Origin of the sequence: Micromonospora sp. KC213, from assembly GCF_004348325.1 — a bacterium.
Lineage (GTDB): Bacteria > Actinomycetota > Actinomycetes > Mycobacteriales > Micromonosporaceae > Micromonospora.
This window is the reverse complement of record NZ_SMKF01000185.1, coordinates 1-11136: the sequence shown is the minus strand read 5'-3', so window position 1 is coordinate 11136 and position 11136 is coordinate 1. Positions and strand designations below refer to the sequence as shown.

The following is an 11136-nucleotide window of genomic DNA, read 5'->3' as shown; positions in this document are numbered from 1 at the left end:
CGGCGGCGGGGAACAGGCTGGCCCGGTCATCGGTGGTGGGAGTCGCGTCGGGGTTGCCGTGGATCAGGCGGAGAGCGGGCGCGGGGTCGTCCTCGCGCGCGCGGTCGTGAGTTGCGGTCGCAGGCTGAGGTGGTTGCTGTTCCTCGGCGGAGGTTTCGGTTGCCGGTGAGATCCGGTGGCCCGAAGGGCCGCCGGGGCGCAGGGGGTCTGGGGGCAGCGTGCCCCCAGTGGTGTCTACGGACTGGTCGACCGGGAGGACGTCGCGCCTTACTTCCTCTTGTGGGTCCTCTTCTGGTTCGTCGTGGTTCCTAGGGGGGACACCAGCGGTCCCCCATTCGGGACACCCGGTGTCCCCCTGAAGGGGACCGCTGGTGTCCCCCTGAGGGGGACTCTGGGTGTCCCCCTGGATTTCCACGGTGCAGAGACGTTGACCGATGGATTGGGGGGTGTTCAGGAGAGTCAACCGATAGACGGCGTTCTTCCCGGCGCGGCCGGCGGAGACGCGCTCGATGGCCGCATCCTTGATGAGGTCACCGATGGCGCGCTTCAGGGTGCGGTCGGCGGTGTCGCGGTCGCCGCCGCGCTCGTTGCGCAGGACGGCGATGAGCGGGTCGCGTCCGCCGAAGTAGGTAGCCGCGGGGACCTTGTCGGTGGCCTCGTCGAGGGCGGTGAGCGCCATCTTCACGACCACGCGGAAGGCCCGGTCGGGAAGGTGGGTCCACCTGGCGAGGACCAGGGAGACGAGGCGTGCACCCACGGGTCGGACTCCTGACGCTTGTGCGGTCGGATCTGGGGTGGCTGGCCGGGCCCCGGGGAAGTGAGGCCCGGCCAGCGCGGTCAGCGGCGGAAGAGCTGGGCAGTGCGGAAGCCCATCCGCTCCAGCGACGAGGTGGTCACCTCGTCATCGGTCGCGGCCTCCAAGAGGTCCAGCAGGGTGGTCAGGGCGGCGGTGTCCGGGACCCGCTCCGTTGGCGGCTCCCACCGCTCCGCGGGGCGCAGCTGCACCCGGTCCATCCATCCGTCCTTCAGCACCTTCGGGCAGTCCTCGGAGGTCACCGGGCGGCCGGCGTCGAGCGCCGCGTTGATGTTGCCGACGAAGGTCCGCCACTCGTCGGCGGTCCGGTCGACGTACTCCTGACGCTCGCGTTCGGTCTTCTCGCGGGCCTTGGTGTTGGCCTCTTCGGCGGCGAGGATGCGGCGGCCGATCTCGGCCTGGACGCGCTTGATGAGGTCGGTGCGCTGGAATTTCATGCGGCTCGGTTCTCCTCGGTTGTGGTGGCGGATTGGTTGGTCGTGCAGGTCGCGGCGCGGGCGCGAGCACGGGCCCGCTGGGCTCGCTTGCGGAGCTTGTCCCGGACGCGCTCGGCGTCCCGGCACTCGTCGCACAGCTCCTCCCTCCGGTAGCGGTGCCGGGCGGCGGCGGCCTGCGTGCCGTGCGGCTTCAGCCGTCGCTCACCCGCCCAGGCGGTCAGGTCGACCCACGGCCGGTCGTCCGGCACCGCGGCGGCCAGCACGTACAGCAGCGCCTCACGGTCGGCCTGCTCGGGGAGCGCGGTGTGCAGCCAGGTGCGGTTGTCCTGGGGGCCCTCGTCGCGGACCCGGACGACCAGCTCGGCGCCGACCTCGGCGAGCCGATCGGCGTACTCGTCGGGCGTCATCGGTCGCCTCCCGCCGTGCGGGCCGTAGCGCACGCCGCGCAGTCCCGCCGGTCCATCCGGACGTACACGCCGGTCATCCGTCCGGTCGTCTCCAGGCGGCAGACGTGCGGGTACGGGCCGTCGACGGGCACCGGCCGGCCGAGCAGGATGCTCGCGCCGATCCACTGGCCGATCACAGGTCGTCTCCGATCCGGCGGCGGTGCTCGGCCTGCGCGGCATCCACCTCGGGTGGCACGGTCTGGTCGTGGGCCTGGTTGGCCTTGGCCCGGCCGCAGATGCACGGCTTCAGGCCGTTGTGGTCGGCGGGGATCAAGGTGGACGGGGTGTACGGGTGGGTGGCGACCTGGCGGCCACGGCGACGGCGGGTCACGACCGGCCTCCGTAGATCTCGGCGGCGGTGACCCGGCCCTTCAGCACGTCCTTCGGCAGGTGGCCGATGTGCCAGTGCCCGGCCACCAACTCGCACAGGTACGCCCTCATGCCCTTGTCGTGCTGCCGGCGGATCGCGCCCTTGGCGTCGTTGCGGCTGCCGTAGAGCCGCTTCTGGTGGCCGTCGCAGTAGCTGGCGTGCAGCTGGTGGCGGTCAGGCATGGCCGGTCACCCGGTCCAGCTCGGCGGCCAGCTCGCGGCGGAGCAGCTCCACCCGGTGGATCTCCTCGCGCAGGGCGGGGATGTCGTCGGCGCAGGCGTGAGCAAGCTGGTCGGCCGTCGTCTGGTCGCCGCGCTCCCGGGCCTCCAGCAGGTCCGTGTACCGGTCGCCGATCGCGTCCAGGTCGGCGGGGACCGGCCGGGGCCCCGGGGCCGGCTGGATGCCGACCCCGGGGAAGCGAACGACGCGGCGGGCGCTGAACTCGGCGTAGCGCTTGCAGCCGCAGCCGCGGTACTGGCACCGGGTCCGGCCGCTCGGCCCCAGCTGGTGCAGGGGCTCCAGGTGCGAGCACGCGCACCGGCCCGGCTCGACGGCGACACCACCGTTCGCGGCACCCAGATCCTGGCGGCTCACGACTGGCTCCTGCCGGCCATGGGCGCGCACGGGCACCCAGACACGTCCATCACGTCCGGACCGCCGTCGACGACAGCCCAGCAGGGCATGCCCTTGGCCTTGGCTGCGGTGCACAGCGGCGTGGTGCAGCACCGACAGTCCGGGCAATCCGGTGACGGCGGCCTCACCCAGACGTGCTCGACCTCTTCGGTGCCGCCGTAGTACGGGTCTCCGTAGCTCACCGAGCACGCTCCACCGCGATCACGGGCACCGGCTCGGCCAGCACCAGCCAGTGCAGCGGAAGCGCGCCGGGGGCCTCGTTGAGCGACAGCGCCCGCCGTCGGTCCCGGCCCGTGAACTGGCGGGCGTACTGCACCCACCGGATCGCGTCCACGTCGACCGTCACCCGGTACTCCATCCGGTCGCAGTGCAGCCGGATGGAGGTCAGGCCGAGCGTGGCGCGGTTCGGCGCTTCCAGGTCCGTGAACCACACCAGCTTCCGGCCGTCGAGCTGGACCTGCGGGTACGGCAGGAGGTGTCCGCAGCGCTCGATCAGCCGGGCGGCGTCCGAGCAGGTGAAGTGGTAGAGCTTCATCGGGTTCCTCCGGTCAGCTCAGCGGGCTCCAAGTGGCCTTGCTGCTCGTCGGCGAGGAGGGCCATGCCCGCGGGGGTGAGGTCGCCGGCCGGGCGGCGCGGGTGCCGCGGCCGGGGGCAGTCGCATCCGGCCGTCTCGCACGCCGTGCACCGCTTGACCACGCAGGCGTCGCACAGCTTCGGCCGGGCCTCCACCACGGTGGCGATCTGCTCGCGCAGGTCCGCCAGGTTGATCGGCGCGGTGATGGGCCGGGCCGCGTTGCCGCAGCCCGTGCACACTTCGACCGGGCCGCCGCCGTTGAAGCTGGTCACGACGTTGCTGCCGCAGATCGTGCAGTCAGGCAGGATCACGACGCCGCCCCCAGGTCCTCGGCCGGCGGAGTGTTCTGCGCGATGTACGACTCCAGCCGAGCAAGCACCGCCTGGACCTCGTCGTCGGTCAGGTCGTTGGTGCTGGCCACCGTGCGGCCCGCGATGTCGCTGACGTACCGAAGCCGGTCGTCCCGGTCGGTGATGTCGGCCTGACCGAGCAGGGCGAACATCTTGCGGCGCTGTGGGTCGTTGCCCGGGTTCTTCGGCTCCGGCGGGAACAGCTCCGCCTTGCGGGCCTTCCACTGGGCCTGGAAATGCTCGGCCTCGGCCTTGCTGACGCGGCCCTCGTTGTCGGCCGCGACGGCGGCCCGCCACACCCGACGGAGGCCGGTCTCGTCGGTGGCCTGGCGGAGGTCGTCCAGCAGACCTGTGGCGGCGGCGGACAGCGCGGCCGGCGGCCCCGAGACTGGACGGGCGGCCCGCCGCTGGGCAGCGCCAGCGATGCCCTCCCAGCCGCCGTGCTGGTCGATTCGGTCCTCGACCGGTGTCGGCTCGACGTCCGGCTCCGACGGCTGCAACGGCGTCAGATCCCGGACGTGTGCCTCAGCCGGCGCACACTGCAGCGTGTCGAAGACGATATTCTCGATCGACCAGTCACGGGCCAGCTCGATCGGGTCGTCGTAGCCCGGCCGGATCCCGACATGCACCGACCGGACACCGATCACCGTCCCCGGCTTCGACCGGTCCAGCCGGATCCAGCAGGACACGTCGAAGCCGAGCGTCTTGTGCCCCTCGACCCGGTACTCGCGCTGCCGCTCGATCGGCTTGCCGGCGTCGTCGAGCGCGGCGACCTCCTTACCGCGGGCCGTCAGCAGGACGATGCCCGGGAAGGTCATCAGCGTGGTCATCAGCTTGCGGTGGCGAGCGCCGGCCTCGTTCCAGAGGTCCATGCTGATCTTCGGCTCTTCGTCCGGGCCGAGGGGTTTCGCGTTGTACTTGCGGACCTTGAACTCGTGGCGGCGGCGGGCCTTGTCGGACGCCCAGTCCTTCAGGAGGTCCCACTCGGCGGTCATCGAGTCGATGACCAGCACCACCGGCGGCTCACCGGCGGCAGCCGCGCGGGCGGCTTCGGCCTTGACGGCGTCGACAGCGCCCTGGATCTGCGCCCAGGTGCCGTCGTGCTCGACAACCAGGTAGTTCGCGCCGGGTATGGCGCCGTACTCGTCGGCGGCACCCTCGCCGAGGTCGATCCAGTACATCTGGCCGATGCGCTTGCTGGTGCTGAACTGGGCGCAGGCCCAGGACTTGCCGGCCTTCTCGCCGCCCTCGATGAGGATCAGCGGCCATGGCACGCGGCCGGTGGGCTTGCGGGTCTTCAGGGCGGTCACTGTTCGGCTCCCTGGGTGGGCTCGGTGCTGTCGGTCTGCGGCTCGGGGGCCTCGTCGGGGCGGCCGAGGTCGGCAACCCACTGCTCGATGTCGTCGGGCTCCGGCTCGACGGCCGGGCCGCGGTGAATGAGGGCGGCCAGGACCTCGCGGGCGGTCACCGGGTACCGCCCGGGTCGTCACAGGTGGGCAGGCCGGCGATGTCCGCCGCGGTCGACCACCAGTCGGGGGTCAGCGCGTCAGGGGCGAGGGCGGCCGAAGCGACCGCGCGCAGCTCGGCGAGACGCCGCACCACCGCCAGCTCCGCACGCAGCTGCCGCTCGACCCGCTGAGCGGTACGCAGGTCCTGGCGGGCCTCCGCCAGGTCAGCGGAGGCGTCCCGGTGGGCGGTGGCGTACGCCCAGGCCAGCAAAGTGACGGTGGCCAGGGCGATCAGCAGCACGACGACGGCGACGACCAGGGCGACGAGGATGGCGGTCACGACGCGACCTGCCGGCGGCGGTCCCACTCGACGGCGGTGATGTGCTGCTCGGCCAGCTCCCGCAGCGGGAACGCGGGCAGCGGCACGACCGGGGCGAGGTCCAGGCCGGCCATGAACTCGGCGCAGTCGCAGTACTCGCCGACGAGCACGTCTCCGCAGCAGGGCTTGAGCTGCACGGTGATCGCGGCGCGGCCGTTGATGGCCCAGCCGTCCACGCTGGCCGGCGGGGTGCCGGTGGTGGTGGGCTGCTCGTCGACGTCGTTGCGGTCGTAGTAGAGGCCGGTCGGGTCGTCGTCGACGCGGGGGCCGGTCGGAAGCTGGGGCGGGTTCGACCAGGGCGACGTCACCGGGTACCCCCGGCGGCGATCTGTGCCTCCAGCTCGGCGACCCGGGCCTGCAACGCGGCCTTCTCCGGGTCCTCCGGCGCGGGAATGCAGGTCCACGCCGAGATGCGCAGGTGACCGACCACACCCTGAGCGCTGTACTCCTCGCGCCGGTGGTCGGCGGCGGCGGAAGTGCCGAACGCGGCGGCGACCCGGTCGATCAGCGGCACCGTGAGGTCGACCTGATGGGTGGAGCCGCTGCCGAGGACGGTGAGCCGGACGTCGACGGGGTAGGTGGTGGTGCCGGTGAGGGAGGCGATCCGATCGGCGGCCTGGCGGATGTCTTCGGCGAGGTTCAGCCAGTAGTCCGGCTGCGGCTGCTCGGTGGCGTCGCTCTGCTTGATCGTGGTCTGCGGTACGGTCTGGTGTTGCATCTGGACTCCTTGCTTCGCGGTGGGTTGTCCGGGTGCTGAGCCCTCGTCCGTGGCTGCGGGCGGGGGCTCGCTTCGTTCAGGCGGCCTGTGCCTGCCGCTGAGGCGGCGGGGTCGGCTTGGGCCGCGACGGCTGCGGGCTGGTGCCGGCAGGCGTCCGATTCGTGATCTCCCACTCGATCTGCGCGAGGGTCTGCGTCAACCGCGCGGCGACCTGACGGCCCTCGGTCGAAGTGGGGTCGAGCGGCGCGGCGGGCGCGCTCATCGCGCCGTCGCGTTCGGGTCGTAGCGGAACACCCGCCGCGGATCGATCTGGGGGAACCGGGCCAGGAAGGCTCGGATCACTCGCTCGCCGGGCTCGATCTCGCCCGAGACGAGGCGCGAGTAGGTGGACTCGGAGACGCCGAGGGCCGCCGCTCGCTGCCGGTCATCGGTGCAGCCCAGAGCATCGGTGATCGTTCGGAATTCCGCCTCGTCGAAGCGGACCTTGCCGGGGAGGGTGGGAATGGGCATGCATGAACGATAGCGCGTGCATGCATGCACGTCGCGTCATCCGAACGGATGATTTGAGCGTGTCCGCATGCCCGCTTACGCTTGCATGCATGCTTACCTTTGACATCGATCGACCCCACCACGCACCGCCGGATAGCAGACCCGCAGGCAGGGGCTATGACGAGCGACGCGACTCACGCCGGCCACCTGGGCGGGCACGCATGCAAGTAGACTGCCTGCTCATGAGCGACGGGGTTTCGTTCGGCGACTGGCTGGCGGGCCGCATGGATGAAGTCGGCCTGCCCCGGCCTGCCGACCTGTCCCGGGCCACCGGCATCGACGCATCTCTCATCGGGCGCTGGCTACGCGGAGAGTCGCTTCCCGGCGTGATGAACCTGCGCCGCCTGGCACCCGCCCTCAACACGACCGAACTCGACCTTCTCGCGCGCGCCGGCCACCTTGAGGACGCCAAGCCAGCGCCGCCAGCCACCAGGCAGCGACCGGCCGTCGTGGTGGAGCTGGAACGACTCCTTGGCCCCAACTCTCCCCTTCCCGTCGACAAGCGCGAGGCGCTGGAGAACTTGGCTACCGCCCTGGTGGCCCCCTACCGCTCGTACAAACGTTCTAGGCGTGCCGGCTGATTGCCGAGTCAATCACCTGTTTGCATGCATGCTTGAACTGAGCAGACGGTTACCGGATAATCACGTGATCGTTAGGTTCATTCACCTACTCAAGGCGCAACCGACGGGGGCGAGACGCCGGCAGCGCACCACCAGCACCTTTGGGGGATGCGTCATATGTCCGAAATCGACATCGAACCGCAGTCGTCACGCTGGAGCCCCATGAAGGCCTGGTCTCTGCTCGCCATGGCAGTGCCGGCAATCGCTCTCGTCGTCGTCTGCGCAGCCAGCGCTCACTACACAGGGCAGGTGCACGTTCACCCCGCCTTCTGGCTGCTCGTCAACGCCTTCTCCATCGCCCTCATCGCGTACATCGGCGCCCACATCCGCGACAGCCTCGCCGACAACCAGCGGCGCATCCTGGCCAACCAGGAGCGCATCATCGCCCACGTCGACGACCATTTCAGTCGGATTGAGTCCGAGGTGTCGGAGTACGGTGACCGCCGCGAGGTGTCCGGCCAGATGATCGCCGCCCGAGCCGTCAACGGCCGCCGCACCCACTCTCACCTGATGCCCGTTGACGAATGAGCCGCCCCCTCGCATCCGTCCCCGACCGGCCCGGCCGCGTCCTCCTCTACGCCCGGGTCAGCGCGCTCATGGGCCGCGGCGGCGACGACTTCCACAGCCCCGACGTCCAGGTCTCCGCCATGCGCCGCGCCACCGTCGGCATGCGGGAGGTCGGCGTCGTCCAGGACATCGACGTTAGTGGCACCCACTTCGCACGTGAGGGCATCGACCGGATCCGCGCCATGGCCGAAGCCCGGCAGATCGACGCCATCGCCGTCTACGACGTGAGCCGGTTCGGCCGCAACGTCCTCGAATCGCTGCTGTTCCTGCGCGAGTTGTCCCAGCTGGGCGTCACCATCATCTCGGCGTGCGAGCACATCGACACCTCCACGCCCGCCGGCGAGATGATGCTCATCAACCTGCTCAACATCGCCCAGTACCGGTCACGGGAGATCGGCCGAGGATGGTCCGCCACGATCGCCCGCCGGGCCGAGCGCGGCCGGCACCACGGCCGCGTACCGGCCGGCTACCAGCGTGGGCCCAGTGGCCAGCTCGTGCCTGACCCGGTGCTCGGCCCAGTTGTGGCGCAGGTGTTCCGCGACTACGCCGCAGGTGCCTTGGTCCGGGAGCTACGCCGTCGGCTCCAGGTCGCCACCGGCAATCCGAAGCTGGCGACGAACTCAATGAAGAGGATGCTCGCCAACCGCACCTACCTCGGCATTGTGCACAGCCGCGGGGCGGGAGGCGTCGTCGAGACTCCGAATGCTCACGACCCACTCGTCGACGACGTCACCTGGCGGCGCGTACAGGACCGGATCGCGGCAGACCGGAAGGTGCATCCTCGGGTCCTCAGCGCCAAGTACAGCCTGTCCGGGCTCGGCCGATGCGACGTGTGCAAGGGCCACACCAACATCCGGCCGCACCGCACCGGACCGGGCATCTACTGCCGGGGCCAGTTCGAGTCGACCAGCCCGTGTTCGGGCTGCGGACACCTGCGCCTGGTCGACGTGGAAGACGCGGTTGTGGCCGCAGTACGCCGACGCATCGAGCAACTGCGTGGAAACGTCGCGGCCCGAGCCGCGCACATCGCGAAGGCCGCGCGGGCTGGGGCGGACGCGGAGACGCTGCGCCGGGAGATCGACGCGACCCGGAAGGCCAAGGCTCGGACGACGCAGCGGTGGGCCCGGGAGCAGATGGACGACCGGACGTACGAGGACACGATGGCCGACCTTCAGGCGGCCGAAGATCAACTGTTGGCGACCCTCGCCCAAGCGCGCACCACGGCGGACACGCCGCCACCGGACCAGGTGGTGTCGCTGGCCGAGAAGCTCATTGAGCTGTGGCCGCACATGGATGGTGGGCAGCGGAACCGCGCCCTGCGAGATGTGCTGGTGAAGGTGTGGATTCGGCCAGCGGCGTACTACCGGCAGCCGGCGGCCGGCAGGGTTGAGGTCGAATGGCGCTGACCGTGGTTTGCGTACTAGCACGTCGGTCACCTGAGGATCGGCCAGCAGCGGGGCGAGCGGCCCGGCACCGACGAGGTCGTCGCGTACCCGGTCGGCGATCCGCAACACGGCGGTGTCGCCGAGGACGGCGGTGGTGGGTTCGGCGCGTACCGCGGAGACGATCGCCGCGCTGGTGACCGGGGTGACGTCCTCGGCGATGCGCTGGCGTATCCGGGCCGACAGGTCGTCGCGGTGCCCGGTCATGCCGCACCCACCACGGGTAGGCCGGTCAGTTCGCCGACGAGACGCCGGCAGAGCATGGCCAGCGGCCCGCGCCCGCCCGCGGCCGGGGCCTCACCGCGTTCCAGCCCTCGGCACAGCGCCGGCTCGGGCCGGAGCGTGCCGGCGAGCGGCAACCCCAGCGCCCGGGCCACCTCGACGGCCTTCAGCCGGCCGGGTGCGGGGCCACGCACGATGACGCCGAGCGCCGCGCAGTGCGGTGCCGCCGCGGTGACCACCCGGGCCGCCGCCGCAGCGGCTCGCAGCTCGGCGGGGACGACCAGGTACGCCTGGTCGGCGGCCTGTAACGCGACCACGGCGGCGTCGTCGAGTTGGCGGGGCACGTCCGCCACGACGAAGTCGCGCCCTCGACGGGCCGCGTCGAGGGCGGCGGCCATCGCCGGAGCGGGCAGGGCGAGCAAATCGCCCCGGTCCCAGGAGAGCACCACCAGATCGCCGCGGCTGGGCAGTGCCCGCACCAGCGCGGGGGCGTCCACCCGGCCGTCGGCGTCGCTGAGCGCCGGCCAGCGCAGGCCGTCGAGTTCCTCCCAGCCGAGCACCAGGTCCAGGCCGCCACCGAGCGGGTCGGCGTCGACGAGGAGCGTACGCAGCCGGGCCCGGGCGGCGGTGACGGCGAGCCCGCTGGCGAAGACGCTGGCCCCGGCGCCGCCGCGCCCGCCGAGCACCGCGACCGTGCGGGCCGGCCGGCGGGGCTCGGCGTCCGCCCCGTATTCGGTGAACCGGTCGACCAGCCAGGGCTCGGCGGCCGGCAGGGCGGCGACGTGTTCGGCACCGAGGAGTTCGGCGATCTCCCAGCCCGGGTTGATCTCGCCGGTGCGGCCGACCAGCACGGTGCGCGGTCGCCGGGGCAGCCGGGCCCGCAGGCACGCCTGCGCCTGATCGTGGCCGATCAGTACGAGTGGAGCGGGCAGCCACCGGGCTCGTGCGGCGGCGGGATCGGCGGCCAGTTCAACCTCGGTGCCGCCGGCCGCGGCGAGCCGGAGCAGATCGTCGAGGAGCCCGCCGTCGGCGGTGACCAGCAACGGCAGTCGGCGCGGTGGTGCGGTGGTGGGCGGGGACATCACGCCTCCAGCAGTCGGGCTCGGTTGTCGACCGAGACCCTGCCCCGGTGGGCGTCTGCCTGCCGACCGGACTCAATCACCTGTGGACGACGGCGCCACCTGTGGACAACCACCACGCTTGGCGACGATCTGCTAAGCGCTGCGTCACAGCAGCTCGCTACCGACCCGCCGACAGTGAGCAAAGGTCATGTTTCACCCTGAGGGCCATTGACGACGGGGAGAACCTTCCCCGGATAATCGTTTCCCAGTGCCACCACTTGGAGTGGCTTCGCACCCCCCTCGAAACGGGCCATGGCCAAATCATCCGACGAAACACCTTCCATCGGCGCGACCCTGCGTATCGGTGGCTGGCTGCCCGACTCCCGCCAACCGGTCCAGCCACCGCCGCACGCCGACCCCATCCGGGACCGGTGGCAGCAGGCCGCTCCCGACCCGTACCGGCAGAACACCCCGCCGCTTTCACCGGCGGCCGCCCCCACCTCCTC

General features: G+C 71.5%; 21 protein-coding genes and 1 pseudogene. 4 read left to right on the top strand and 18 right to left on the bottom strand.

Annotated features, from left to right (window positions below):
• From E1166_RS26085 to E1166_RS26010, 16 genes are all read right to left on the bottom strand, one after another.
• Nucleotides 1-757: hypothetical protein (locus E1166_RS26085; RefSeq protein WP_207914535.1), on the bottom strand; the 757-nt coding region annotated here is incomplete at its 3' end.
• Between the two features lie 80 nt (nt 758-837).
• A complete protein-coding gene (locus tag E1166_RS26080) occupies nt 838-1251 on the bottom strand; it encodes a hypothetical protein (protein WP_132342598.1) in 414 nt (137 codons plus the stop codon).
• The gene (locus E1166_RS26075; protein WP_132342597.1) at nt 1248-1658 is read right to left on the bottom strand and encodes a hypothetical protein; all 411 of its coding nucleotides are present in this window, start codon (nt 1656-1658) and stop codon (nt 1248-1250) included. Before E1166_RS26075 ends, E1166_RS26080 begins: the two co-directional genes overlap by 4 nt.
• Complete coding sequence (locus tag E1166_RS26070) at nt 1655-1834, bottom strand: hypothetical protein (RefSeq protein WP_132342596.1); 180 nt, start codon at nt 1832-1834, stop codon at nt 1655-1657. The genes E1166_RS26075 and E1166_RS26070 overlap by 4 nt, the downstream gene beginning before the upstream one ends.
• The gene (locus E1166_RS26065) at nt 1831-2028 is read right to left on the bottom strand and encodes a hypothetical protein (protein WP_132342595.1); all 198 of its coding nucleotides are present in this window, start codon (nt 2026-2028) and stop codon (nt 1831-1833) included. Before E1166_RS26065 ends, E1166_RS26070 begins: the two co-directional genes overlap by 4 nt.
• Nucleotides 2025-2249: a hypothetical protein gene (locus E1166_RS26060; protein ID WP_132342594.1), complete on the bottom strand. Its 225-nt coding sequence runs from the start codon at nt 2247-2249 to the stop codon at nt 2025-2027. The genes E1166_RS26065 and E1166_RS26060 overlap by 4 nt, the downstream gene beginning before the upstream one ends.
• Nucleotides 2242-2661 carry a hypothetical protein gene (locus E1166_RS32280; protein WP_243710519.1) on the bottom strand — a complete coding sequence of 140 codons (420 nt, stop codon included), beginning with the start codon at nt 2659-2661 and terminating at the stop codon, nt 2242-2244. The genes E1166_RS26060 and E1166_RS32280 overlap by 8 nt, the downstream gene beginning before the upstream one ends.
• Nucleotides 2662-2878: 217 nt before the next feature.
• Nucleotides 2879-3235, bottom strand: a complete 357-nt coding sequence (locus E1166_RS26045; protein WP_132342592.1) for a hypothetical protein — start codon at nt 3233-3235, stop codon at nt 2879-2881.
• Nucleotides 3232-3585 carry a hypothetical protein gene (locus tag E1166_RS26040; protein ID WP_132342591.1) on the bottom strand — a complete coding sequence of 118 codons (354 nt, stop codon included), beginning with the start codon at nt 3583-3585 and terminating at the stop codon, nt 3232-3234. The genes E1166_RS26045 and E1166_RS26040 overlap by 4 nt, the downstream gene beginning before the upstream one ends.
• Nucleotides 3582-4934, bottom strand: a complete 1353-nt coding sequence (locus E1166_RS26035) for a hypothetical protein (protein WP_132342590.1) — start codon at nt 4932-4934, stop codon at nt 3582-3584. The genes E1166_RS26040 and E1166_RS26035 overlap by 4 nt, the downstream gene beginning before the upstream one ends.
• Complete coding sequence (locus tag E1166_RS31200) at nt 4931-5092, bottom strand: hypothetical protein (RefSeq protein ID WP_165944432.1); 162 nt, start codon at nt 5090-5092, stop codon at nt 4931-4933. Before E1166_RS31200 ends, E1166_RS26035 begins: the two co-directional genes overlap by 4 nt.
• Nucleotides 5089-5412, bottom strand: coding sequence for a hypothetical protein (locus tag E1166_RS26030; protein ID WP_132342588.1), 324 nt, complete (start codon nt 5410-5412; stop codon nt 5089-5091). The genes E1166_RS31200 and E1166_RS26030 overlap by 4 nt, the downstream gene beginning before the upstream one ends.
• Nucleotides 5409-5759, bottom strand: coding sequence for a hypothetical protein (locus tag E1166_RS26025; protein ID WP_132183097.1), 351 nt, complete (start codon nt 5757-5759; stop codon nt 5409-5411). Before E1166_RS26025 ends, E1166_RS26030 begins: the two co-directional genes overlap by 4 nt.
• Entirely contained in the window at nt 5756-6169 is a 414-nt protein-coding gene (locus E1166_RS26020; RefSeq protein WP_132342586.1) for a hypothetical protein, read from the bottom strand. Before E1166_RS26020 ends, E1166_RS26025 begins: the two co-directional genes overlap by 4 nt.
• Nucleotides 6170-6245: 76 nt before the next feature.
• The gene (locus tag E1166_RS26015) at nt 6246-6431 is read right to left on the bottom strand and encodes a hypothetical protein (RefSeq protein WP_132342584.1); all 186 of its coding nucleotides are present in this window, start codon (nt 6429-6431) and stop codon (nt 6246-6248) included.
• The gene (locus E1166_RS26010) at nt 6428-6679 is read right to left on the bottom strand and encodes a helix-turn-helix transcriptional regulator (protein ID WP_132342582.1); all 252 of its coding nucleotides are present in this window, start codon (nt 6677-6679) and stop codon (nt 6428-6430) included. Before E1166_RS26010 ends, E1166_RS26015 begins: the two co-directional genes overlap by 4 nt.
• 221 nt (nt 6680-6900) lie before the next feature.
• Between E1166_RS26010 and E1166_RS31195 the strand changes: the two genes are divergently transcribed.
• The 3 genes from E1166_RS31195 (at nt 6901) to E1166_RS25995 (ending at nt 9311) form a co-directional block, all read left to right on the top strand.
• Complete coding sequence (locus tag E1166_RS31195; protein WP_165944431.1) at nt 6901-7299, top strand: helix-turn-helix transcriptional regulator; 399 nt, start codon at nt 6901-6903, stop codon at nt 7297-7299.
• A gap of 156 nt (nt 7300-7455) precedes the next feature.
• Nucleotides 7456-7866 carry a hypothetical protein gene (locus E1166_RS26000; RefSeq protein WP_132342578.1) on the top strand — a complete coding sequence of 137 codons (411 nt, stop codon included), beginning with the start codon at nt 7456-7458 and terminating at the stop codon, nt 7864-7866.
• Nucleotides 7863-9311, top strand: coding sequence for a recombinase family protein (locus E1166_RS25995; protein ID WP_132342576.1), 1449 nt, complete (start codon nt 7863-7865; stop codon nt 9309-9311). The genes E1166_RS26000 and E1166_RS25995 overlap by 4 nt, the downstream gene beginning before the upstream one ends.
• A 12-nt stretch (nt 9312-9323) precedes the next feature.
• Here the strand turns inward: E1166_RS25995 and E1166_RS25990 are convergent.
• Both E1166_RS25990 and ssd read right to left on the bottom strand, forming a co-directional pair.
• Nucleotides 9324-9554: pseudogene (locus E1166_RS25990) on the bottom strand (pilus assembly protein CpaF); the annotation flags it as partial.
• Nucleotides 9551-10651, bottom strand: a complete 1101-nt coding sequence (gene ssd / locus E1166_RS25985) for a septum site-determining protein Ssd (protein WP_132342574.1) — start codon at nt 10649-10651, stop codon at nt 9551-9553. The gene ssd and the pseudogene E1166_RS25990, both read right to left, overlap by 4 nt.
• Before the next feature lie 291 nt (nt 10652-10942).
• On the opposite strand from ssd, the gene E1166_RS31630 reads away from it, so the two are divergent.
• Nucleotides 10943-11136 (top strand): hypothetical protein (locus E1166_RS31630; protein WP_207914533.1); only part of this gene is annotated, 194 nt, incomplete at its 3' end.

What these genes read in the sequence shown, in the direction of transcription:
- E1166_RS26060 (WP_132342594.1), bottom strand. Translation starts at nt 2,249, where the DNA reads ATGCCTGACCGCCACCAGCTGCACGCCAGCTACTGCGACGGCCACCAG.
- E1166_RS26015 (WP_132342584.1), bottom strand. Translation starts at nt 6,431, where the DNA reads ATGAGCGCGCCCGCCGCGCCGCTCGACCCCACTTCGACCGAGGGCCGT.
- E1166_RS26075 (WP_132342597.1), bottom strand. Translation starts at nt 1,658, where the DNA reads ATGACGCCCGACGAGTACGCCGATCGGCTCGCCGAGGTCGGCGCCGAG.
- E1166_RS26010 (WP_132342582.1), bottom strand. Translation starts at nt 6,679, where the DNA reads ATGCCCATTCCCACCCTCCCCGGCAAGGTCCGCTTCGACGAGGCGGAA.
- E1166_RS26080 (WP_132342598.1), bottom strand. Translation starts at nt 1,251, where the DNA reads ATGAAATTCCAGCGCACCGACCTCATCAAGCGCGTCCAGGCCGAGATC.
- E1166_RS26045 (WP_132342592.1), bottom strand. Translation starts at nt 3,235, where the DNA reads ATGAAGCTCTACCACTTCACCTGCTCGGACGCCGCCCGGCTGATCGAG.
- E1166_RS25995 (WP_132342576.1), top strand. Translation starts at nt 7,863, where the DNA reads ATGAGCCGCCCCCTCGCATCCGTCCCCGACCGGCCCGGCCGCGTCCTC.
- E1166_RS26000 (WP_132342578.1), top strand. Translation starts at nt 7,456, where the DNA reads ATGTCCGAAATCGACATCGAACCGCAGTCGTCACGCTGGAGCCCCATG.
- E1166_RS26020 (WP_132342586.1), bottom strand. Translation starts at nt 6,169, where the DNA reads ATGCAACACCAGACCGTACCGCAGACCACGATCAAGCAGAGCGACGCC.
- E1166_RS31195 (WP_165944431.1), top strand. Translation starts at nt 6,901, where the DNA reads ATGAGCGACGGGGTTTCGTTCGGCGACTGGCTGGCGGGCCGCATGGAT.
- ssd (WP_132342574.1), bottom strand. Translation starts at nt 10,651, where the DNA reads ATGTCCCCGCCCACCACCGCACCACCGCGCCGACTGCCGTTGCTGGTC.